Source organism: Brevundimonas sp. (genome assembly GCF_013912065.1).
Taxonomy (GTDB): domain Bacteria; phylum Pseudomonadota; class Alphaproteobacteria; order Caulobacterales; family Caulobacteraceae; genus Brevundimonas.
In genome coordinates this window covers 273355-296474 of record NZ_JACESA010000002.1, presented here as the reverse complement: position 1 = coordinate 296474, position 23120 = coordinate 273355, and the positions used below count along the sequence as shown (strand labels likewise).

Below are 23120 nucleotides of genomic sequence, written 5' to 3'. Positions count from 1 at the left end.
GGGCTCGGCTTCAGCGGAAGACAGGACGACGGGGCGCCCGGCGCCGACTTAACGAAGAACAGCCCGTCAAACGCAGATCGAACTCTGGCGAGCGCCGCCGCATGACGAGAGTCCGCGCACCATTTGATGGAAGACAATTCTGATTATCGCTGCATGTTGTAAGGGACGGGAAGTCGCCAAAGTGATCGACCGGAGGGTCGATCTCGATGACCGAAGCCGACCCGAGCAGCCAACTTGTCCCTCACCCATTCGCACGCCCAAGATTCGCCTTGGCTATTGATTGGGTGGAGCGGCTTGATGTCTTCTCTTCCAGGGCCGGGTTCCGCCTCTGCGCGCCGCGCAACCTCAACAGAGCCGTTTCGACGGCCGGATACTGAATAGCCATGACCCGCATCCTCTATTTTGGCCGCGTCGCTGAAAAGCTGGGCACAGAAGGCGCCCTAGAGCTGCCGGCCGAAGGTTTGACCGTACGTGAGATAAGACGTCGCCTCGCCGATCAGGACGAGGTCGCCGCCGACGCCCTGATACGCTCCGACGTGCGCGCCTCGGTGGATCAGGTCATCGCCGGCGAGGACGCCTTGGCTCTACCGGACCAAGAGATCGCCTTCTTCTCCATCTTTTCGGGAGGATGAGGTGGCCTTGGACGTTAGACTGGTCTTCGGCCCCTTGTCTCCGGCGGCCGAGCTGGAGGCGTTCTTGGCCGGTCGGACGGGCGATGGCGCAGTGGTGACCTTCACCGGCCTCGCGCGCGGGACGTCCGGGGACGGATCGACCGTCGCCGCCCTGACGCTGGACCATTACCCCGGCATGACCGAGCGCTCTATGCGCGACATCGCCGAAACCGCCGCGGCGCGATTTCAGGTCGAGGACCTGATCGTGGCGCATCGCTGCGGTGAGATCACGCCGGGAGAAACCATTGTTTTCGTCGCCACCGCGTCGCCGCACCGGCGCACGGCCTTCAAGGCGGCGGACTATCTGATGGACAGGCTCAAGACCGAGGCCGCATTCTGGAAGCGCGAGACCGGCCCCGCCGGCGCGCGCTGGATCGAGCCCGTGGACGAAGATCGCGCCGCCCTGGCGCGCTGGAAGGACAAGACCCCCTGATGGCCGGAAGAATCGATGAAACTCTGCCGTTTCACCCCCTGAACATCGCGGTTCTGACCATATCGGACACCCGCGACGAAACCACGGACACCTCCGGCGGCCTCTTGGTCGAACGGCTGACCGGTGCGGGCCATAGGCTGGCCGGGAAGGCGATCGTCCACGACGATGTCGATGCGATCCGAGACCAGCTGAAGGTCTGGATCTCTGGCCCCGAGGTGGACGTCGTCCTGACGACGGGCGGCACCGGCTTTTCGCCGCGTGACGTGACCCCGGAAGCCGTCAAGCCGCTGTTCCGACGCGAGATGGAAGGGTTTTCCGTGGTGTTCCACCTGGCCAGTCTGCGGACGGTCGGCGTGGCGACGCTGCAGTCGCGCGCTCTGGCGGGTCAGGCCGAGGACACCTTCGTCTTCTGCGTGCCCGGCTCCACCGGCGCCTGTCGCGACGCCTGGGATCTCGTGCTGGCCGAGGAACTGGACAGCCGCTTCCGCCCCTGCTCCCTCGTCGGCCAAATTCCGCGCTTCCGGGGCATCTGCCCATGAGCGGCCTGACCCATCTGGACGCCGCAGGCCGGGTGCACATGGTCGATGTCGGAGACAAGGCTGTAACGGCGCGACGCGCCGTGGCCGAAGGGCGGGTCTTCTGTGCGCCGGCCACCCTCGCCCTGGTGCGCGACGACAAGGCGCCCAAGGGCGCCGTCATCACCACTGCGGAACTGGCGGGGATCATGGGCGCCAAACGTACGGCCGATCTGATCCCGCTGTGCCATCCGTTGAGCCTGGACAAGGTGTCGGTGAAGGTGGCGGTCGACGACGATCTTCCCGGCTTTGTCGTCACGGCGGAGGCCCGTGTCAGCGGCTCCACGGGGGTTGAGATGGAGGCCCTGACCGCCGTCTCGGTGGCCTGCCTCACCCTTTACGACATGCTGAAGGCCGCCGACCGCGGCATGATTATCAGCCAGGTGAGGCTCTTGTCCAAGTCCGGCGGACGCTCGGGCGATTGGACCGTCGAGGAGGACAGCGCCGCGTGACGGATTTCGATACGGCCCTGGCCCGCCTCCTAGCCCAGGCGAATCCGCTCGGTTCCGAAGTCGTCGCGCTCGAAGCGGCGAGCGGACGCGTGCTGGCGACCGATCTCAAGGCGCGTGGCGCCGCGCCGCGGACGGCGGTCTCGGCCATGGACGGCTATGCCGTTCGCGACGTCGATCTGTCGATCCTGCCGGCGCGCTTGCCGATCGCCTCGGTGGCCTTCGCAGGGCGCGGCGACCTTCCCGTCCTGCCGTCAAAGACCTGCGTGCGGGTGTTCACGGGAGGCCCTGTGCCGACCGGAGCCGACCGCGTCGTGGTCCAGGAGGAAGTCGGCCGCGACGGCGAACTGCCCCTATTTGCGACGGCGCCGGGACCAGGACGTCACATCCGGGCCGCCGGTTCTGATTTCGAAGCCGGCGACGTGCTGCTGGCGGCGGGGACCCGGCTCGGCTACCGCGCCCTGGTGGCCGCCGCCGCCGCCGATGTCGCCGCCCTTTCCGTCGTGCGCCAACCCCGGATCGTCATTCTGAGCACCGGCGATGAACTGGCGGCGCCGGGCCAGTCTCTGGAGACAGCCGGCAGTATTCCCGAAAGCGTGTCGTTCGGCGTCGCCGCTCTGGTTGAAGCCAGCGGCGGCCAGGTCCTGGACCGCCGTCGTCTGGCCGACGCCCCCGACCAGCTCAAGGCCGCCGCCCGTCTTGCCCTGGATACGGCCGACGTGGTCGTGGTCACAGGCGGGGCCTCGGTGGGCGACAAGGACTACGCTCGTTCGATGTTCGCCGGATTCGGCCTGGACCTGATTTTTTCCAAGGTGGCCATGAAGCCAGGCAAGCCGGTCTGGTTCGGACGCGCCGGTCGCGAACTGGTCATGGGCCTCCCAGGCAATCCGACATCCGCCATGGTCACGGCGCGTCTGTTTCTGGCGCCCTTGATCGCGGGCCTCGCGGGCCGCGATCCGGCCGAACGGCTGGCCTGGCGGGACATGATCCTGACCGAAGCCCTCAAGCCTTGCGGCGACCGCGAGACCTTTGAACGGGGGCGTCGCGACGGCGCTGGCGTCGCCGGGCTCAAGGTCCAGGATTCGGCGACCCAGAAGGCGCTGGCCGGCGCCGACCTCCTGATCCGCCGGCGCCCAGGCGCGCCAGGCCTGGCCCCCGGCGACATGGTCTCGGTTCTGGACTTCTGAAGCCTAGGAAAAGCGCGGAAACAGCAGGTTGTTCTCCAGATGGACGTGGACCCGCAGGTCCGCGTCCAGCTTCCGACAACCGACATAGAGCGCGCGCCAGGAGCCACAGGCGTCGGCGGGCGGAGCAAAGTCGCCCGTCAGATCGGCCATGAGATCGAGGGCGTCGATCAACTCAACATGATCCTGGAGCATTCGAGCGATGGGCTGGTGCAAGCTCGGCTCCCCGCCGTTGAGCATGATGGGAAACAGAATCGCCTCCTCCTTGTGCTGATGGTCCTCAAGGTCCTCGAACATGCGCGACAGCAGGTCGTGCAAGCCGCGTGGACAGTCGCAGCGATCCTTATGCGTCGCTTCGACGCGGCGCGCGGTGTCAATGAGACCCGGAAACTCGAGGCGATGGACCTTGTGGTAGCGCTCGATGATGTGGGCGATCAGCGCTGCGGGTTCGGTCGGATAGGGCTCGGCCTGGCGTGCGGTGGCGGATAGTTCGGCTTGGAGCTCAGCGAGATTCAGACGACGCGCCTCCGCCGCCTGGGCCAGGGTCGCCTCCCCTTTGGAGCAGAAATCGATCTTGTGGCGCAGCAGGACGTCGCAAGCGCCCGGAAGAGAGGCGGCGAGCGAGGCGATGGATTGATGTCGAAGAGCCATGCGGCGAAGGGTCCCTTTTTGCGCCCCGGCCTGGGGTTTCGCTCCTTCTAGGCCGCTGAGGCCGCGCTCGGCTTGATCGGCGTCAAGGGCGATGCTGACGCTCGTCGGCGCCTGCGACATGCCGCAGCCTGTTCCGCACGCCGCAGGGAATCACCGAGTCTGAGCGCCACGTTTTGACAGGGTGCAGCTATGGCGTTCGACAGTCCCTTGGCCGGAGAAATCTGGAACAGCAAATATCGCTTCCGCCCGCACGAGGGGACGGGAGACGCCACCGTCGAAGCCACATGGGACCGGGTGGCGGCCGCCCTGGCCGAAGCGGAGCCGACCAAGACCCGGGCGCGATGGCGGGCCCGGTTCCGCGAGACGCTGGACGCCTACCGGTTCCTGCCCGCTGGACGAATCCTCGCCGGCGCCGGCACAGGTCGCGCCGTGACCTTGTTCAACTGTTTCGTCATGGGCGTCGTCCCGGACGATCTGGACGGCATCTTCCAGCATCTGCGCGAAGCCGCCGTCACCCTGCAGCAGGGCGGCGGCGTCGGCATGGACTTTTCCACAGTTCGCCCCTCCGGCGCTCTCGTGCGAGGGGTCGGCGCGGAGGCTTCGGGTCCGCTCAGTTTCATGGACGTGTGGGATTCGATGTGCCGCACCATCATGTCCGCCGGTCAGAGGCGCGGGGCGATGATGGGCTGTTTGCGCATCGACCATCCGGACATCGAGGCCTTCATCGACGCCAAACGCGACGCGGTCCGCTTCAGGAATTTCAATCTCTCGGTTCTGGTTCCCGACGCCTTCATGGCCGCGCTGGACGCGGATGCGGACTGGCCCCTGGTGTTCGACGGCGAAATCCGACGCACGGTCCGCGCCACGGATCTCTGGACCCGACTGATGCAGGCCACTTATGACGCGGCGGAACCGGGCGTGATCTTCATCGACCGGGTCAATGCCGCGAACAATTTGGCGCATTGCGAAGTCATCGCGGCCAGCAATCCCTGCGGCGAACAGATGTTGCCGCCTTATGGAGCCTGTCTTCTCGGGTCGATCAATCTGGCCCGCCTCGTCTCGGCGCCTTTCGAGCCCGATGCGGCCCTGGACGAACAGGAGTTGGCCGGGCTCACCCGCACTGCCGTGCGGATGTTGGACAATGTCATCGACATTTCCCGTTTTCCCCTGCCCGCCCAGGAGGCCGAAGCCCGCGCCAAACGCCGGCTTGGCCTCGGCGTGACCGGCCTAGCCGACGCCCTGATCTTCTGCGGCGCCCGCTATGGAGAAGACCGCGCCGTCGCCCTGACCGGGCGGTGGCTGGGCCTGATCCGGCGAGAAGCCTATCGCGCCTCGGCTGAACTGGCGGCCGAAAAGGGCGCCTTCCCCCTCTATGACCCCGCGATGCTGCAGCGGCCCAATCTCGCAAGTCTGGATGCGGAGACTCGGGAACTGATCGGGCTTCACGGCCTGCGCAACGGCTGTCTGACCTCGATCGCGCCGACGGGCACCACCTCCCTCCTGGCCGGCAATGTCTCGTCCGGCATCGAGCCCGTGTTTGCTTTCGCCTATACGCGCAAAGTCCTGCAGCCCGACGGGACGCGACGTGAGGAGGCCGTCGAAGACTACGCCCTGGCCTTATGGAAGACGCTCAAAGGCCCTGACGCGCCGCTCGACAGCGCGCCCGGCGACGCCTTCGTCAGCGCCCAGACCCTGACCCCGGAGCATCACCTGAGGATGCAGTCGGCGGCGCAGGCGCAGATCGACAGCTCGATCTCGAAGACGATCAACTGCCCGGAAAACATCGACTTCTCGGCGTTTTCGGATGTCTATCGTCAAGGCTATCGGATGGGTTGCAAGGGGCTGACCACCTATCGCCCCAACGCCATCACCGGTTCGGTGCTCAGCGTCGAGGCGCCGGCCTCCGTTCCGGCGGCGGCTCCGTCGTCCGACGTCGATCCTCTGACGCCGCGCCCCGGTCGGCTCGAAGGCGCGACCTACAAGATCCGCTGGCCGCTGGACGCCCACGCCGTCTACGTCACCATCAATGACGCGGACCCCGATGACGAAGGGGCGCGGCGACCGTTCGAGATCTTCGTCAACTCCAAGAACATGGCGCACTACGCCTGGACCGTCGCCCTGACCCGGATGGTCTCGGCGGTCTTCCGGCGCGGCGGGGACGTCTCCTTTGTCGCCGAGGAGTTGAAGGCGGTGTTCGATCCCGGCGGCGGCGCCTGGATGGAAGGGCGCTACACGCCGTCGCTTCCCGCAGCGATCGGCGCAGTGATTGAGCGGCACCTTAGCCTCGCCGCCGAAAGCGGATGCGAGTCCGCCGAAGCCATCGAACCTCATCCCGTTTCCTCAGCGCCCGGGCCGGCGCCCTCGGCCTGCCCCCGCTGCGGCGCGCCAGGCCTGGTGCGCAAGGAGGGTTGCGACAGTTGTCTCGAGTGCGGCTATTCCAAATGCGGATGAGGGTCGGGGCTGGACCCGTCGTTCGGAGGCTGCGGTGAACACGGCCTCCGCGCTCCGGGCCTATCGGGGGCCGGCCGTCTTCAGCCTGGGTCTGCGCCCCTTCTTCCTGTTCGGCGCCCTGTGGTCGGCGGTGGCCGCGCCCCTCTGGCTTTACGCCTTTCTCGCCGGAGGTCCGGTCGGCCTCGGCTGGCACATCCATGAAATGCTGTTCGGCTATACGGGCGGCGTCGTGGCGGGGTTCCTGTTGACCGCCGTGCCCAACTGGACCGGCCGCCTGCCCGTCGTCGGCCGTCCGCTGGCCCAGTTGTTCGCCTTGTGGGCGGCGGGTCGGGCCGCCATGCTCGCCAAGGCCCTGGCCCCCAGCCTGGCCGACGCGGCCTGGCCCGGGATTATCGACAGCCTGTTCCTGTCGGTCATGGCAGGCTTGATCTGGCGAGAAGCGGCGGCGGGCAGAAACGGCCGCAACCTTCCTGTCGCCGTTATGGTCAGTCTCTTCGCCCTCGCCAATATCGGCTTCCACCTTGAGGCGGAGGCGGGCGGTGTCGCCTCCCTGTCCACCCGATTGGGGCTCGGAATCGTCGCCCTGCTCATCGCCGTGATCGGCGGCCGGATCACGCCCAGTTTCACCCGCAACTGGCAGATCAAACGCGACGGCCCGCTGCCCGCCGTCGCGGGTCGTTTTGACGCCGCAGCCCTGATCGTCACCGCTGTAGCCCTGACCGCCTGGTGCGTCAGTCCCGCGCATCCGGGGACCGGAGCGACGCTTCTGACGGCGGGGGGCCTGACGCTGTTGCGTCTGGGGCGATGGCGCGGTCACGCGACCCTGACCGAACCGCTCGTGTGGATCCTGCACCTCGGCTATCTGTGGCTTGCCGCGAGCCTGATCCTGATGGGTCTCTCGATCGCCGCGCCTCGCCTGATATCGCCGTCCGTCGGCGTGCACGCCCTGACGGCGGGGGCGGTCGGCGTCATGACCCTGGCCGTCATGACCCGCGCCAGCCGGGGCCATGCCGGACGGCCCCTGGTCGCCGGGCGAACCGAGGTCGCGATCTACGGACTGATCAACGCCGCCGCCCTGTCCCGCGTGGCGGGCGGACTGACGCCCAGCCTCTATCCGCTGCTGCTGACCGTCTCCGCCGCCCTTTGGTCGGCGGCCTTTTTCACATTCGTCTTCGCCTATGGGCCAATGCTGGCGACGCCGCGCCTGGCCCGACCGTGATCCCTGTCACGCGTAGCGCGCGGCGGCGGTCGCCTTGACCAGGGCGATCACGGGCAAGCCGGGCGTCAGATCGAGCTGGCGACAGGCCTGAGGCGTGACCAGGGCTTTCAGCGTGAGCCCGCCCGCCTCCAGCCGCGTCAGAACCCCGTCTCCTCGGGTTTCAAGGCTCGCCACCCGCATCGGCAGCCGGTTCTGGAAACTGGCGTCGATCGGGTCGGTCAGGGCCAGGGCCACGTCGCGCGCATCGACCACGATCCTCAGCCGCTCGCCCGGCGCGACATCCAGAAGCGGCGACAGGAAGGGGGTTCCGGCCAGGTCGATCCGCGTGGCGCAGCCGGCCGGGTCGTGCCCGCTCACCCGCCCGTCGAGGATGGACAGCGGCGCACTGAGCCCGGCGGCGGTCTCGGCCTCCGGCCGGTCGAAAGCCTGGTCCGGGGGCTCGGCGCCCACGGCGCGACCGTCGCCGACCAGCACCACACGATCGGCCAGACGCGCGACCTCTTCGACGGCGTGACTGACGTAGAGAATGGGCGGTCCCGCTCGCGACAACTGATCGAGATAGGGCAGGATTTCGCCGCGTCGGGCGCCGTCCAGGCCCGAAAGGGGTTCGTCCAGGATCAGCAACCGGGGGCGGGTCAACAGCGCACGCCCGATCGCGACCCGGCGCGCCTCGCCGCCCGACAACACGCCCGGCCGCCGCTCCAGAAGGGCTTCAAGGCCCAGCAGGGCGACGATTTCCTCCAGATCCGGCCGAGGATCGCCGGCCCGTCGCGGGCCGTACAGAAGATTGTCCCGCGCCGTCATGTGCGGAAACAGGCGCGCGTCCTGGAACACGTAGCCGATACGCCGCTTCCAGGTCGGAATTGATAGACCCGTTGAGTCGTCGAACAAGACCTCTCCGTCCAGCGCCACCCGGCCGCTACGGGGGCGGATCAGGCCGGCGACGACCTCGGCCAGAGTGGTTTTTCCGCTGCCCGAGCGGCCGAACAGGCAGGTGATGCGGGCGTCGCTCGAGAAATCGATCTCCAACGAGAAATCGCCGCGCTCGATCTGACAGGATACGTCCAGAGTCATCGCGTCGCCCCGATCCGCCGGGCGGCGACCCGGGCGCCCCACTCCGAGATCAGGAGGGCCGTAATCGAGACGCTGATGGAGATCAGGACGAGCCGCAGCGCAGCGGCCTCGCCGCCCGGCGCCTGGATCAGACTATAGATGGCGAGCGGCAGGGTGCGGGTCTCGCCGGGTATGTTGGCGACGAAGGTAATGGTGGCGCCGAACTCGCTCAAGGCCTTGGCGAAGGCGAGCACGGTTCCGGCGGCGAGACCCGGCAGGGCGAGCGGCAGAGTGACGGTCAGGAAACGAATGAAAGGGCGGGCACCCAGGGTTTCGGCGGCCCGCTCGATTCGGGGATCGACAAGGTCGAACGACAGCTGGACGGCCCGCACCAGCAGCGGAAACCCCATGATGGCGGCGGCTAGCGCCGCCCCCGTCCAATCGAAGGCGAAGACGATTCCCAAAGGCTCCAGCCAGGCGCCAAGCGGACCGCTGCGTCCGAACAGCAGCAAGAGCCCATAACCTGTCACGACCGGCGGCAGGATCAGCGGCAAATGGGTCAGGCCCGACAGCAGGCCCTTTCCGGGGAAGTCGCCGCGCGACAGGAGATAGGCCAGGGCGACGCCGGGCGGCAGGCTGAACAGGGTCGCGGTCGCCGCGACCTTCAGCGACAGACCGATGATCTGCTGTTCCTCGAGACTGAACGGGATCACCGGACGGGCTCAAACAGGCGGGGCAAAGCCGAATTCCCTAAACAGAGCCTGACCCTGGAGGCCGGCCAGAAAATCGAGGAAGGCCTGCGCTCCCTGAAGATCCCCGGCCCCGTCAAGGCGTCGGACGGGCGCGCCGGGATAGAGGATGGGCACATGGGCGTCCGTCGGAAAGACCGCCGCCACCCGGACCTTCGGCTCGACGCGAGCGTCGGTCGCATAGACCACCCCGAGCGGGGTCTCTCCTCGCGCCACCAGCGCCAGGGCGGCGCGCACATCCGCTGTCGACGCCAGGCGATCCTTGACCTGGGACCAGAGGTTCAAACGCATAAGCGCCTGTCGCCCATAACGGCCCGCCGGCACTGAGGCCTCGGCAATGGCCAAACGGCCCTCCCCTAGTCGCTGAGCCACGGCGTCCGGCGAGGCCAGATCGACCAAGCCGGCCCCAGCCGAGGCCGGCGCGACCAACACCAGCCGATTGGCCGCAAGACGACGGCGCGCGGCGATCTCGATCAGGCCGCGGCCTTGCAGCCAGTCCATCCAGTCTTCGTCGGCCGAGATGAACAGGTCGGCCGGGGCGCCTTGCGCGATCTGACGCGCGAGCTGGGCGCTGCCGGCATAGGTCGTCCGAACGCGCCGCCCCCAGGACCGATCATACTGGGCGGCGGCGGCGTCGAGCACCTCGCGCAGGCTGGCCGCCGCGAACAGGTCGAGCGGCCGGTCTTCGGACGAGCGGGGCGCGCATCCCGCCAAAGCCGTCGCTCCGATCAGGGCCAGCACGCGACGCCGTCCGACATCGCCTTCTTTCATCGACATGGGTTCGTCTCTCTACGCGACGCCCGGGCATCGCTTCGGCCGATTAACATGCTCGTCCACCCGGCCGCACAAGACTTGAAGGGTTTCGACTTGATCTTCGTCAAGATCATTCCGCGCGCCCATCATAGTCGGGTGCAGGTTCATCGTGTACCACATCAGTCAGTATTCGCTCCGAGCCGTCCGACCTACAGCAATCGCGCCAGGGTCTGACGGCCGGATCCGCAAGGATCGAGGGCGGCGGGAGAAATCCCTCCGCCTCCCGCCTCTGGAAAGGAGCTTCCATGGCGTTTGACGCCGCTGCCATGACCGACGGCTTTGGCCGCCGGTTCCATTATCTTCGCCTCTCGGTCACGGAGGTGTGCAACTTCAGTTGCACCTATTGCCTGCCGAACGGCTGGAAGAAGACGGGTCCTCTGTCGTTTTTGACAGTCGAGGAGATCGGTCGCCTGGTGGCCGGATTTTCGGACCTGGGCCTGAGCAAGGTGCGTCTGACCGGCGGCGAGCCGACCGTCCGCAAGGATTTCGACGCGATCCTGCAAACGGTCGCCGCCTCGCCCGGCGTGGCCAAGATCGCCGTAACCACCAACGGCTGGAACCTGGCGCGCCAGGTTGCGGGCTGGCGCGCTTCGGGCCTGACCCACATCAACCTCAGCATCGACTCCATCGACCCGCAGGTTTTTCATCGGATCACCGGCCACGACAAGTTGGGCCAGGTTCTGACGGGGCTCGACCGCGCCCTTGAGGAGGGCTTCTCCGCCGTCAAGGTCAACGCCGTCCTGTTGCGCGAAACGGCCGAGGCGGGATTCGACGACTGGGCGCGTTTCGTGCGCGACCGCCCCCTCTCCGTTCGCTTCATCGAACTGATGAAGACGACCGAAAACGACGATTTCTTCACGCGCCATCATGTCAAGGCCGACAGATTGCGCGGCTGGCTGGATCACAACGGTTGGACGCCGACGCCGCGCGCCTTCGACGCAGGCCCGGCTTTCGAATACCGCCATCCCGATCACGCCGGCGCGCTCGGCTTCATCGCTCCCTATGCGCCGGGGTTCTGCGACAGCTGCAACAGGCTGCGTGTGACCGCGCGAGGCAAGCTGCGGCTTTGCCTGTTCGGCGACGGGGGCGTCGATCTGCGCGAACTGCTGCAGAATGACGACGACCGCGAAGCCCTCACCCGTCGTATCGTCTCGTCGCTCGGCGGCAAGGCCGCCGGCCACGACCTGGCGTCGGGTCGTTCGGGCGACCTCAAAAACCTCGCACAGCTCGGCGGCTGATCAGGACAGACTTGAGCCGCAGGTGCGCCCTGAACGGGTCGTCCACCGCTCGATCTCCGCCTTGCCGGCGCCGCCGGCAGGCGCGGGCATATGGTTGTCGATCAGCGGGTGCGGGCGCGCCAGCCGTTCCAGGGCGTCCGGACGTCCCAGGCTCACTTCCGCGCCGCGCACCACGACCCCGTAGCTCGACAGACCGGCGAAGGCGCGGGACAGATTTTCGGGCGACATGCCGAGCAATGACGCCAGTACGCGCTTCTCGTGCGGCAAGACGATCGGATCACGCAAACCCTGACGCGCCCTTTGGGTGATCAGATAATTGGCCAGCCGCTCGACCCCGCCCCGCAGCTTCTGGTTCTTTACGGCCCGGACCAATCCCCGATAACAGCCGGACACTTCCTCCGCGACGGCGAAGCTGAAGTCAGCGTCCTGGCGCATGGTGCGACGCAGAGCCTCGCCCGACAGCATCAGGATTTCAGATCGCTCCAGGGTGCGCGCCGACATCAGCGCGTCCGCATCGAGCACGACTGCGGCCAGGATGAAGGTCGAGACCGGACGCAGCAGCGCCAGCGTCGTCTCCTTCTCCTTCCACGAGCCCTGAAGCTCCACCGCGCCTTCCAGAAGAACATAGAGAAAGTCGACCGTGTCGCCTTCCATCAGAAGCGTGGTGCCGGCAGGAAACCGTTGAAGAAAGGCCCCCGCCGTCACGTCGCGAAAGACCTCGGGCGAGGCCCGCGAAAACAACGGCAGGGCTCGGACGCGATCGAGATCGGAAGCGCGCATGGTCATGGCTATGGCTCCTGATGCGGTCGGGACAGTCGTCTCCTCGACGGAACAGGTTGATTCCACCGAGGCGACGCCCCCGCTCGATAGGCCGTCGATTGACAAACATCAATCCACGCTCCGACTTAAGACAAGACAACAACTGCCAAATGTCGCTTTACTTGGAAAATCATGTATAAATTGGCCACACGACCGCTTTTACAAAGAGGCGAATTGATACGCATCAAATAAGACTGACGAGACGCCAGCTAGGACAGCTGAGCGGCGGCCGCTGAGACGCCGTCCGTGAAGGGAGCAGTCCGTTGGCATCCGCCGAAAACCCCGCCCCAGGCGCCGCATCGGCCCTGTGGGTCAGCACCTTCGCCTTCACCGCCTGTTTTGCGGTGTGGACGATTTTCTCGATCATTGGCGTCCAGATAAAGACGAACCTGGGCCTCTCCGAGGCCCAGTTCGGCCTGCTGGTCGGAACGCCGATCCTGACCGGATCCCTGGTTCGGGTCTTTCTGGGCGTCTGGACCGAGCAGTTCGGCGGACGGCGCGTCAATCTGATCGTCATGGTCCTGGCGGCGGCGGCGACCTTCCTGCTGTCCTACGCCCAGACCTACGGCCAGTTTCTGATCGCCGCCCTCGGCGTCGGCATGGCCGGGGGCGCCTTCGCCGTCGGCGTCGCCTATGTCTCGAAATTCTATCCCGCCGGCCGTCAGGGCACGGCGCTCGGCATCTTCGGCGCCGGCAACGTCGGCGCAGCGGTGACCAAGTTCGCCGCGCCCTTTGTGATGCTGGCCCTGGGTTGGGAGGCCGTCGCCCAGATCTGGGCCGGCGCCCTGCTGATCATCGCTCTTGGCTTTTTCCTGCTGACCCGCGACGAGCCGCAATTGGTCGCGCGTCGCTGCAGTGGTGAAAAGGCCGCCGCCGCCTGGATGCAACTGACCCCGCTGAAGGATCTGCGGGTCTGGCGCTTCGCCCTCTATTATTTCTTCGTCTTCGGCGGCTTTGTCGCCCTCGCCCTATGGCTGCCGCACTATCTGACCGGCGCCTATGGCGTGGGGATCGGCGTCGCCGGCATGCTGGCGGCCGCCTATTCGATACCGGGTTCGTTGTTCCGGGTTTTCGGCGGCTGGTTGTCGGACAAGATCGGCGCCCGCAAGGTCATGTATCTGACCTTCGCCATCAGCGTGATCTGCACCTTCATCCTGTCCTATCCGGCGACCGCCTATGTGGTCGATGGGATCGAAGGCCCGATCCGCTTCCGCCTGGCGATCAGCCTGCCGGTCTTCACGGCCCTGGTGTTCGTCCTCGGCTTCGCCATGAGCCTGGGCAAGGCCGCCGTCTACAAGCATATCCCCGTCTACTACCCCGACCACGTCGGCTCCGTCGGCGGTCTGGTGGGCATGATCGGCGGTCTGGGCGGCTTCATCATGCCCATCGTCTTCGGCGCCCTCAATGATCTGACCGGCGTCTGGACCAGCTGTTTCATGCTGCTGTTCCTCTTGGTCCTGACCGCCCTCGTCTGGATGCACTTCGCGGTGCGCCGGATGGAGCGCCGCCGCGCGCCCATTCTGGCGGACCTGCCGGAGTTCCCCGAACTGGCGGGCGTCGGCCCGGACAAGGCCGCCTCCTCATCCCTGCGTTCGCATTAGAGAAAGACGCATATGTCTCGTCACATTCTGCATGACTGGCGTCCGGAGGATCCCGCGTTCTGGGCCGCTTCCGGACACCGGATCGCCCGCCGCAATCTCTGGATCTCGATCCCCAATCTGCTGCTGGCCTTTTCCATCTGGATGCTCTGGTCCACGGCGGCGACCCGTCTCAACACGGTCGGCTTCAAGTTTTCGACCGCCGAGCTGTTCTGGCTGACGGCGCTGCCGGCCCTGTCGGGCGCAACCTTGCGGATCTTCTACAGTTTCATGGTCCCCATTTTCGGCGGGCGGCTATGGACCACCCTATCGACCCTGTCCTTGGCCATCCCCGCCATCGGCATAGGGGTCGCCGTCCAGAACCCTGAGACGCCCTATGGGGTCTTTGTCGTCCTGGCCCTGTTCTGCGGCCTGGGTGGCGCGGCCTTCGCCTCGTCCATGGCCAATATCGGCTTCTTCTTTCCCAAGGCCCAGAAGGGCAACGCCCTGGCCCTGAACGCCGGTTTCGGCAACCTGGGGGTCAGCGTCCTCCAGTTCACCGCGCCTCTGATCACCGGCGTGGCCCTGTTCAGCCCCCTGCTGGGCGCGCCTCAGACCTTTGTCGAAGACGGTGTTCAGCATCAGGTCTGGCTTCAGAATGCGGGCTTCGTCTGGGTCCCCTTCATTCTGATCGCCGCCGCCGCCGCCTGGTTCGGCATGAACGACGTCGCCTCGGCGCGCGCGTCGTTCCGCGAGCAGGCCGTGGTGTTCCAGCGCAAGCACAACTGGCTGATCTGCTTTCTCTACATCGGCACCTTCGGCTCCTTCATCGGCTTCTCGGCCGCCTTCCCCCTGCTCGGCAAGACGCTCTTCCCCGATGTGAACATCCTGCAGATCGCCTTCCTCGGCCCCCTGGTCGGCGCAGCATCTCGGGCCTTGACCGGCTGGGTGTCTGATCGCTGGGGCGGGCACAACGTCACACAGATCGTCTTCTACGCCCTGATCCTGGGGGTGTTGGCGGTGCTTCAGAGCGTCGGCGCCTTCGGCGCGGAACCGTCCTTCAGCCTATTCTTCCCCAGCTTCCTGTGGCTGTTCTTCTGGACCGGCGTCGGCAACGCCTCGACCTTCCAGATGATCCCGGCCCTCGTCCGCGCCGACATGCCCCGGCTGATGCCCCGCGCCACGGCGGCGGAGCGATTGAAGCAGGCCGAGCTGGAATCCGCGGCCATCGTCGGCTTCTCGTCGGCCATCGGCGCCTATGGCGGTTTCTTCATCCCGCTGGCCTTCGCCAACTCGATGAAGGCGACCGGGGATCCGCTGATCGCCCTGTACCTCTTCCTCGCCTTCTATTGCAGCTGCGCCGTCGTCAACTGGGGCTTCTACGCCCGCCGGCGCTCGATCCTGAACCTCGCACCCAAGGCGGCCTGATCATGAGCCATACCCTAGACCGTCTCGCCTTCTTCACGCGCAAGACCGAACTGTTCTCCGATCGCCACGGCGTCATGAACGACGAGGATCGCGGTTGGGAGGAGGCCTATCGAAGCCGCTGGCGTCACGACAAGGTCGTGCGCTCGACCCACGGCGTGAACTGCACCGGCTCCTGCTCCTGGAAGATCTACGTCAAGGGCGGGATCGTCACCTGGGAGACCCAGCAGACCGACTATCCTCGCACCCGACCGGGCCTGCCCAATCACGAACCCCGGGGCTGCGCGCGCGGCGCCAGCTACAGCTGGTATCTCTATTCGGCCAACCGGGTGAAATATCCGCTGATCCGCTCACGCCTGCTGCGGGTATGGCGCAAGGCCCGCCGGACGATGGAACCGGTCGCGGCCTGGGCCTCGATTCAGAACGATCCCGCCGCGCGCAAATCCTACACCAGCATGCGCGGGGCCGGCGGCTTCGTGCGGGCCGACTGGGAAGAAGTCACCGAGATCATCGCCGCCGCCAACGCCTATACGGCCAAGCGCTGGGGTCCCGACCGGGTGTTCGGCTTCTCGCCCATCCCGGCCATGTCCATGGTGTCCTACGCCGCCGGCGCCCGCTATCTGCAACTGCTGGGCGGGGTCACCGGCTCCTTCTATGACTGGTACTGCGATCTGCCGCCGGCTTCGCCTCAAACCTGGGGCGAGCAGACCGACGTGGCCGAAAGCGCCGACTGGTACAACTCCAGCTTCATGCTGCTGTGGGGGTCGAACGTCCCCCAGACCCGCACCCCGGACGCCCACTTTTATACCGAGGCCCGCTATCGCGGCGCCAAGTCCGTCGTCATCTGCCCCGACTATTCCGAAGCGTCGAAATTCTCCGACCTGTGGCTTCCCGTCAAACAGGGCACCGACGCAGCCTTGGCCATGGCCTTCGGCCACGTGATCCTCAAGGAGTATCATATCGATAAGCAGGTACCGTATTTCCGCGACTATCTGCGCAAATACAGCGACCTGCCGATGCTGGTCCGCCTGGTCCCCCAGGCGGGCGGCTATGTGCCGGAACGCCTGGTGCGGGCGTCGGACTTCGTCGGCGATCTCGATCAGGCCAATAACCCGGACTGGAAAACGGTCGCCATAGACGAGGCTACCGGCGAGATCGTGGTCCCGAACGGCTCGATCGGCTTCCGCTGGGGCGAGGACGGGCGCTGGAACCTTGAAGAGCGGGAGGCCGCTGGGCGCGAGACCACGCTGAAGCTGGGTCTTAAGAACGCGCACGATGAAATCGCCGGCGTGCGCTTCCCCTATTTCGCCAACACCGCCAGCAACGGCTTTGCCTCCACCGACCACCCTGACGTCCTGACGCGCAACGTCCCGGTCCGCCGGGTCAAGCTGAAGGACGGCGAGGCGCTGGTCGCCTGCGTCTATGACCTGTTCCTGGCCAACTACGGCGTCGACCAGGGCTTCGGCGGCGATTGCATGCCGCGCTCCTACGACGACCTGGAGCCCTATTCCCCGGCCTGGGCCGAGGCCATCACCTCGGTCCCGCGGGATCAGATCATCGCCACGGCGCGCGGCTTCGCCACCAACGCCGAAAAGACCAACGGCAAGTCAATGGTGATCATCGGCGCGGCGATGAATCACTGGTTCCACATGGACATGAACTACCGCGGCGTCATCAACATGCTGGTGATGTGCGGCTGCGTCGGTCAATCCGGCGGCGGCTGGGCCCACTATGTCGGTCAGGAAAAGCTGCGGCCGCAGACCGGCTGGGCGCCGCTGGCCTTCGCCACGGACTGGATCCGTCCGCCGCGTCAGCAGAACTCGACCTCCTTCTTCTACGCCCACTCCGATCAGTGGCGCTACGAAACCGTGGGGGTCGACGAACTGCTGTCGCCGACGGCGCCGGAGGGGCCGTGGAAGGCCTCGATGATCGACTTCAACGTCCGGGCTGAACGCATGGGCTGGCTGCCCTCGGCGCCGGCGCTGAAGACCAACTCGTTGGACCTGGTCAAGGCCGCCGAGGCGGCGGGCGTCGATCCCAAGACCTACACGGTGAATGGCCTCAAGGACCGCTCGATCGAGCTCTCCTGCATGGATCCGGACGACCCGGCGAACTGGCCGCGCAACATGTTCATCTGGCGCTCCAACCTGCTGGGCTCGTCGGGCAAGGGGCACGAGTATTTCCTCAAACACCTGCTCGGCGCCTCGCATGGCGTTCAGGGCAAGGATCTGGGCGAGGCCGGACAGGTCAAGCCTGTCGACGTGGTCTGGCATGACGCGGCGCCCGAGGGGAAACTGGACCTCCTTGTCACGCTCGATTTCCGCATGTCGACCACGGCGGTCTATTCCGACATCGTTCTGCCGACGGCCACCTGGTACGAGAAGAACGACCTCAACACCTCCGACATGCACCCGTTCATCCACCCGCTGTCGGCGGCGGTGGACCCGGCCTGGGAATCGAAATCGGACTGGGACATCTTCAAGACGATCGCCAAGAAATTTTCGGCGGTCGCGCCTGAGGTGCTGGGCCGCGAGCATGACGTGGTGCTCACCCCGATCCAGCACGACAGCCCCGGGGAAATGGCTCAGCCCTTCGAGGTCCAGGATTGGTACCTCGGCGAGTGCGAGGCCATTCCGGGCAAGACCATGCCCCAGATCACCGTCGTCGAGCGGGACTATCCGAACCTCTACAAGCAGTTCACCGCCCTCGGCCCGCTGCTGGAGACGCTCGGGAACGGCGGCAAGGGCCTGGGTTGGAAGACCGGTCACGAGGTCGACGAACTGCGCGCCCTCAACGGCGCCGTGCTTGAACCGGGACTGACCGAGGGCATGCCGGGGATCGACAGCGCGATAGACGCTTGCGAGACCATTCTGATGCTGGCGCCGGAGACGAACGGCGAGGTGGCGGTCAAGGCCTGGGCGGCGCTCGAGAAACAGACGGGGCGACAACACGCTCACCTGGCGCTCGCCAAGGAGGACGAGAAGATCCGCTTCCGCGATCTGCTCGCCCAGCCTCGCAAGATCATCTCTTCGCCCATCTGGTCGGGCATCGAGAGCGAGACGGTCTGCTACAACGCCGGCTACACCAATGTGCATGAGTTGATCCCCTGGCGGACGCTCACCGGCCGCCAGCAGCTCTATCAGGATCACCTCTGGATGCGGGCCTTCGGCGAAGCGCTGTGCGTTTACAAGCCGCCGGTCGATCTGAAGACGACGCATGTGAAGGGTCTCAAGCCCAACGGCGAGACCGAGATCGTGCTCAACTTCATCACCCCGCACCAGAAATGGGGCATCCACTCGACCTATTCAGACAATCTGCTGATGCTGACGCTCAATCGCGGCGGCCCAGTGGTGTGGATTTCTGAAGTCGACGCCCGCAAGGCCGGGATCGTCGACAACGACTGGATCGAAGTGTTCAACGCCAATGGCGCCCTGACGGCCCGGGCCGTGGTGTCCCAGCGGATCCGCGAAGGCACCACCTTCATGTACCACGCTCAGGAAAAGATCGTGAACACGCCCGGTTCGGAGATCACCGGCCGGCGCGGCGGCATCCACAACTCCGTGACCCGCACCGTCCTCAAGCCGACCCACATGATCGGCGGTTACGCTCAACTCGCCTACGGCTTCAACTACTACGGCACCGTCGGCTCCAACCGGGACGAGTTCATCGTGCTGCGCAAGATGAAGAAGGTGGACTGGCTCGATGAGCCTCTGAAATCCAAGGAGTTCGGCCAATGAAGATCCGCGCACAGATCGGCATGGTGCTGAACCTGGACAAATGCATCGGCTGTCATACCTGTTCCGTCACCTGCAAGAACGTCTGGACCAGCCGCAAGGGCGTGGAATACGCTTGGTTCAACAACGTCGAGACCAAGCCGGGCATCGGTTATCCCAAGGAATGGGAAAACCAGAAGAAGTGGAACGGCGGCTGGCGGCGCAAGCCCAACGGCAAGATCGAGCCCCGCATGGGCGCCAAATGGCGCATCCTGGCCAAGATCTTCGCCAACCCCGACCTGCCCGAGATCGACGACTATTACGAGCCGTTCGACTTTGACTACGGTCATCTCCAGACGGCGCCGGAAATGAAGCATTTCCCCACCGCCCGGCCCCGGTCGCAGATCACCGGCAAACGGATGGAGAAGATCGAATGGGGCCCCAACTGGGAGGAAATCCTGGGGGGCGAGTTCTCCAAGCGCTCGCAGGACGTCAATTTCGAAGACGTCCAGAAGGAGATCTACGGCCAGTTCGAAAACACCTTCATGATGTATCTGCCGAGGCTGTGCGAACACTGCCTCAACCCCGCGTGCGTAGCCGCCTGCCCTTCCGGCGCCATCTACAAGCGCGAGGAGGACGGTATAGTTCTGATCGATCAGGACAAATGCCGCGGCTGGCGGATGTGCGTCTCGGCCTGCCCCTACAAGAAGATCTATTACAACTGGGACTCGGGAAAATCCGAGAAATGCACCTTCTGCTTCCCCCGGATCGAAGTGGGCCAGCCGACGGTCTGTTCGGAGACCTGCGTCGGCCGGATCCGTTATCTGGGCGTCTTGCTCTATGATGCGGACCGCATCGAGGCGGCTGCTTCAACCCCGGACGAGAAGGATCTGTACCAAGCCCAGCTCGACCTCTTCCTGGATCCGCACGATCCGGGGGTGATCGCCCAGGCGCGGGCGGACGGCGTGCCCGAGGCCTGGCTCGAGGGCGCGCGGCGCAGCCCGGTCTACAAGATGGCCATTGACTGGAAGGTGGCCCTGCCGCTGCACCCCGAATACCGGACCCTGCCGATGGTCTGGTACGTGCCGCCCCTCTCCCCGATCCAGAACGCGGCCGCTGTCGGCGCCCTGGAGATGGACGGCGACATGCCGGACGTGGAGGCGCTTCGCATCCCGGTCAAATATCTCGCCAACCTGCTGACCGCAGGCGTCGAGGAACCGGTGACCCTGGCGCTTCGCCGCATGCTGACCATGCGCGCCTATATGCGCGCCCGGACGGTGGACGGCCGCATCGACCACGGGCTCGCCGAGACGGTCGGCCTAACGGCGGCCCAGATCGACGACATGTACAAGATCATGGCCATCGCCGACTACGAGGACCGGTTCGTCATTCCCTCGACGCACCGCGAGACGGTCGAAGACGCCTATGACCTGCGGGGCAACTGCGGCTTCACCTTCGGCAACGGCTGTTCCGGCGGCCGCACCGAACTGGGGCTATTCGGGCCCGACAAACGCTCACGCGCCAAACCCACAGCAGAGGTGGCCTGACCATGGCTTTGACCTATCGCGCCCTCGCCCTTCTGCTGACCTATCCGACGGCGGATATCCAGACCGCCGCCCCGGCGATCATGGCCGCCATCCGCTCGGAAGGCCTGGTCCCGCCGCCCATCGTCAGCGCCCTGGACAAGCTGGCCCGCAAGCTGGAGCACGAGGATCTGTACGAGCTTCAGGAGGGGTTTGTTCACCTCTTCGACCGAACGCGCTCCCTGTCGCTCAATCTCTATGAGCATATTCACGGCGAGAGCCGCGACCGGGGCCAAGCGATGGCGGCTCTGATCGAGCTCTACGGCTCTTACGGCCTGGAGCTGACCGCCAATGAGCTGCCGGACCATCTGCCGGTGTTCCTGGACTTCCTGTCCACCCTGCCGGACGAGGACGCCGCATCTCTGCTCGGCGAAGGCGCCCATGTCCTGGCGGCGCTGGCCGAGCGGCTTCACAAGCGCGAAAGCCCCTATCGCGCCGTGTTCGGTGCGCTGGCGGCCATGACGGGCGCCGTGCCGGATTCCGACGCGGTGGCCGCCTTGATGCAGGAGCCGGACGACGATCCGGACGATCTGGAGACCCTCGACAAGGCCTGGGAGGAGACCGCCGTCACCTTCGGCCCCGCCGAGGCCGGGTGTCCGAAGGCCGACGCCATCCTGTCCGCCATGAACGCCGCCCCGTCCCCTGACAATAGTCGCCGCGCCGACGCTGCGGCCTGAGGATCGAGACCATGGACCTGAATTTCATCGCCTTCGGCGTCTATCCCTATATCGCTCTGGCCGTGCTGGTGATCGGCTCGGTGCTGCGGTTCGATCGTGAACAATACACCTGGCGCACCGGCTCCTCCCAGCTTCTGCGGCGCAGACAGCTGATGGTGGGCTCGGTTCTCTTTCACGTCGGAATCCTGGCCATCTTCGCGGGCCATTTCGTGGGTCTGCTGACCCCGATCGCCGTCTGGGACTTCCTGGGCGTCAGCCATGGCTTCAAGCAGATGCTGGCGATCGTGGCCGGCGGCCTGGCCGGCTCGGCCTGTCTGGTGGGCGGCCTGTTGCTGCTCCACCGGCGCCTGTTCGATCCGCGAATCCGCCAGACATCCAGCTTCGGCGACATGGCCATACTGATCATCCTCATGACCCAGCTCTGCCTCGGGCTGGCGACCATTCCCTTGTCGCTGGGCCACCGCGACGGGCATGAGATGGTCAAGTTCATGAGCTGGGCCCAGGGCATCTTCACCCTTAATCCGAACAGCGCGAACTTCATCGCCGATGTCCACTGGATCTTCCGGGCGCATCTGACGCTGGGTCTGACGATCCTGCTGGTCTTCCCTTTCACACGGCTCGTCCACATGCTGTCCGCGCCGGTCTGGTATCTCAACCGCCGCGGTTGGCAGCTTGTTCGCAGCAAACGCCGCATGCCCGTGACGCGCCGCATCGGAGGCTCCGCACGATGAGCGCTATGATCGTCATCGACGGCGTGGCCCTGCCAGAGCGTCTGGTCGCCGAGGAGGCCCAGCACCATCCTGCGCCGAACGCCGAGGAGGCGCGCAAGGCGGCGGCCCACGCCCTGGCCATCAAGGCCCTGCTGCTGGACCGGGCCGATCAACTGGGTCTGACCCCGGCCCCGGAGTGCGATGAAGACGGCCGCGAGGAGACGCCCGAGGAAGCCCTGATCCGCGCGGTCCTGGAGGCTGAAATCCTGGTGGACGCGCCCAGCCGTGACGAATGCCGTCGCGTCTATGACCATGCGCCGAAACGGTTTTGCACACCGGCCCTGACCGAGGCCTCCCACATCCTGTTGGCGCCCCGGACTCAGGACGAGGCCGCCTGGGCCGAAGCGCAGGCGGCGGCCAAGGCTGCGATCACGGAGTTGGCCGCTTATCCGCATCGGTTCGCCGACCTGGCCCAGCGCCTGTCCGACTGCCCGTCCAAGGGTGTTGGCGGATCCTTGGGTCAGATCTCGTCGGGCGATCTCGCCGCCGAGGTCGAAGCGGGTCTCGATGCGCTTCAGGACGGCGAAACAGCGTCCGAACCGGTCAGGTCGCGCTTCGGCTGGCATGTCCTGCGCCTGGATCGGCGCATAGAGGGCCGCCAGTTGCCGTTCGAGCACGTCCTGCCGCGCATCGCCCTGCACCTGGAAAGCCGCGCCTGGACGGCGGCCGCCGCCCGCTATGTCTCCGGTCTGGCCGCTGAGGCCCGCGAAGGCGGTGTGAGGCTGAGCGTGACCGAGGACGGCGCCGTCGCTTCAGCGGCCCTGTCCTTGGGCGACCTTCTGAACGACCAGTCCGCCGTGACGGCGCGGCTGGAAGCCTGGCTCGTCGAAGCGGATCCGGGCCTGGCCGCCCGAGCCCGCGACACGGCGGCCCAGGCGGGCGTGGCGACCGCCGAGTTCGTCCAGGGGGAAATCACCAACTTCATCCGCGAGGCCGACGACGAGGGATGGACCCGGTTGATCTCCGCCGCCCAGGGCGCCGATGACCCGGCCCTGGCCTGCGTCCGCGCCATTCTGAAATCGAAACTGGTGGAGCCTGCACGCACCTTCACCCTGATCCGGAGACATTGA

At 66.2% G+C, this 23120-nt stretch carries 20 protein-coding genes and 1 riboswitch; of the genes, 15 read left to right on the top strand and 5 right to left on the bottom strand.

Going from position 1 to position 23120, the window contains the following annotated elements:
• Positions 1-383: 383 nt before the first annotated feature.
• Genes H2037_RS03275 through H2037_RS03255 form a run of 5 tightly spaced genes read left to right on the top strand, consistent with a single transcriptional unit; the run spans position 384 to position 3315 of the window.
• On the top strand, positions 384-632 hold the full coding sequence (locus H2037_RS03275; RefSeq protein WP_292117644.1) for a MoaD/ThiS family protein: 249 nt from the start codon (positions 384-386) through the stop codon (positions 630-632).
• Between the two features lie 7 nt (positions 633-639).
• Complete coding sequence (locus H2037_RS03270; RefSeq protein WP_292117658.1) at positions 640-1104, top strand: molybdenum cofactor biosynthesis protein MoaE; 465 nt, start codon at positions 640-642, stop codon at positions 1102-1104.
• Positions 1104-1643: a molybdenum cofactor biosynthesis protein B gene (gene moaB / locus H2037_RS03265; RefSeq protein WP_292117642.1), complete on the top strand. Its 540-nt coding sequence runs from the start codon at positions 1104-1106 to the stop codon at positions 1641-1643. Before H2037_RS03270 ends, moaB begins: the two co-directional genes overlap by 1 nt.
• The gene (gene moaC, locus H2037_RS03260; RefSeq protein WP_008261425.1) at positions 1640-2131 is read left to right on the top strand and encodes a cyclic pyranopterin monophosphate synthase MoaC; all 492 of its coding nucleotides are present in this window, start codon (positions 1640-1642) and stop codon (positions 2129-2131) included. Before moaB ends, moaC begins: the two co-directional genes overlap by 4 nt.
• Positions 2128-3315: a molybdopterin molybdotransferase MoeA gene (locus H2037_RS03255; RefSeq protein ID WP_292117639.1), complete on the top strand. Its 1188-nt coding sequence runs from the start codon at positions 2128-2130 to the stop codon at positions 3313-3315. Before moaC ends, H2037_RS03255 begins: the two co-directional genes overlap by 4 nt.
• Before the next feature lie 3 nt (positions 3316-3318).
• Here H2037_RS03255 and H2037_RS03250 read toward each other — a convergent pair whose 3' ends face one another.
• Positions 3319-4083: a DUF542 domain-containing protein gene (locus H2037_RS03250; RefSeq protein ID WP_292117637.1), complete on the bottom strand. Its 765-nt coding sequence runs from the start codon at positions 4081-4083 to the stop codon at positions 3319-3321.
• 69 nt (positions 4084-4152) lie between these two features.
• Between H2037_RS03250 and H2037_RS03245 the strand changes: the two genes are divergently transcribed.
• Together H2037_RS03245 and H2037_RS03240 are read left to right on the top strand one after the other, a co-directional pair.
• Positions 4153-6414 carry an adenosylcobalamin-dependent ribonucleoside-diphosphate reductase gene (locus H2037_RS03245; protein WP_292117634.1) on the top strand — a complete coding sequence of 754 codons (2262 nt, stop codon included), beginning with the start codon at positions 4153-4155 and terminating at the stop codon, positions 6412-6414.
• A gap of 34 nt (positions 6415-6448) precedes the next feature.
• Positions 6449-7633, top strand: coding sequence for an NnrS family protein (locus tag H2037_RS03240; RefSeq protein WP_292117632.1), 1185 nt, complete (start codon positions 6449-6451; stop codon positions 7631-7633).
• Positions 7634-7639: 6 nt separating this feature from the next.
• On the opposite strand, the gene modC is transcribed toward H2037_RS03240, so the two are convergent.
• The 3 genes from modC to modA are packed head-to-tail and all read right to left on the bottom strand — an operon-like array spanning position 7640 to position 10212.
• On the bottom strand, positions 7640-8707 hold the full coding sequence (gene modC, locus H2037_RS03235; protein WP_008264113.1) for a molybdenum ABC transporter ATP-binding protein: 1068 nt from the start codon (positions 8705-8707) through the stop codon (positions 7640-7642).
• Positions 8704-9399 carry a molybdate ABC transporter permease subunit gene (modB, locus tag H2037_RS03230; protein WP_292117629.1) on the bottom strand — a complete coding sequence of 232 codons (696 nt, stop codon included), beginning with the start codon at positions 9397-9399 and terminating at the stop codon, positions 8704-8706. The genes modC and modB overlap by 4 nt, the downstream gene beginning before the upstream one ends.
• Positions 9400-9408: 9 nt before the next feature.
• On the bottom strand, positions 9409-10212 hold the full coding sequence (gene modA / locus H2037_RS03225) for a molybdate ABC transporter substrate-binding protein (RefSeq protein WP_292117625.1): 804 nt from the start codon (positions 10210-10212) through the stop codon (positions 9409-9411).
• 157 nt (positions 10213-10369) lie between these two features.
• Positions 10370-10504, top strand: a riboswitch (molybdenum cofactor riboswitch).
• Between modA and moaA the strand changes: the two genes are divergently transcribed.
• Entirely contained in the window at positions 10494-11486 is a 993-nt protein-coding gene (gene moaA, locus H2037_RS03220) for a GTP 3',8-cyclase MoaA (RefSeq protein ID WP_292117620.1), read from the top strand. It overlaps the preceding riboswitch by 11 nt.
• On the opposite strand, the gene H2037_RS03215 is transcribed toward moaA, so the two are convergent.
• The gene (locus tag H2037_RS03215) at positions 11487-12266 is read right to left on the bottom strand and encodes a cyclic nucleotide-binding domain-containing protein (RefSeq protein ID WP_287927341.1); all 780 of its coding nucleotides are present in this window, start codon (positions 12264-12266) and stop codon (positions 11487-11489) included.
• A 302-nt stretch (positions 12267-12568) separates the two neighbouring features.
• Between H2037_RS03215 and H2037_RS03210 the strand changes: the two genes are divergently transcribed.
• Genes H2037_RS03210 through H2037_RS03180 form a run of 7 tightly spaced genes read left to right on the top strand, consistent with a single transcriptional unit; the run spans position 12569 to position 23120 of the window.
• Positions 12569-13906, top strand: coding sequence for a nitrate/nitrite transporter (locus H2037_RS03210; RefSeq protein ID WP_287926187.1), 1338 nt, complete (start codon positions 12569-12571; stop codon positions 13904-13906).
• 12 nt (positions 13907-13918) lie between these two features.
• A complete protein-coding gene (locus H2037_RS03205; protein WP_292117617.1) occupies positions 13919-15310 on the top strand; it encodes an MFS transporter in 1392 nt (463 codons plus the stop codon).
• Positions 15311-15312: 2 nt separating this feature from the next.
• A complete protein-coding gene (locus H2037_RS03200) occupies positions 15313-19044 on the top strand; it encodes a nitrate reductase subunit alpha (protein ID WP_292117616.1) in 3732 nt (1243 codons plus the stop codon).
• Positions 19041-20567, top strand: coding sequence for a nitrate reductase subunit beta (gene narH, locus H2037_RS03195; RefSeq protein WP_292117613.1), 1527 nt, complete (start codon positions 19041-19043; stop codon positions 20565-20567). Before H2037_RS03200 ends, narH begins: the two co-directional genes overlap by 4 nt.
• Positions 20568-20569: 2 nt before the next feature.
• Positions 20570-21280: a nitrate reductase molybdenum cofactor assembly chaperone gene (narJ, locus tag H2037_RS03190; RefSeq protein WP_008262296.1), complete on the top strand. Its 711-nt coding sequence runs from the start codon at positions 20570-20572 to the stop codon at positions 21278-21280.
• 11 nt (positions 21281-21291) lie between these two features.
• On the top strand, positions 21292-22011 hold the full coding sequence (gene narI, locus H2037_RS03185; RefSeq protein ID WP_008263174.1) for a respiratory nitrate reductase subunit gamma: 720 nt from the start codon (positions 21292-21294) through the stop codon (positions 22009-22011).
• Positions 22008-23120, top strand: coding sequence for a peptidylprolyl isomerase (locus tag H2037_RS03180; protein WP_292117608.1), 1113 nt, complete (start codon positions 22008-22010; stop codon positions 23118-23120). The genes narI and H2037_RS03180 overlap by 4 nt, the downstream gene beginning before the upstream one ends.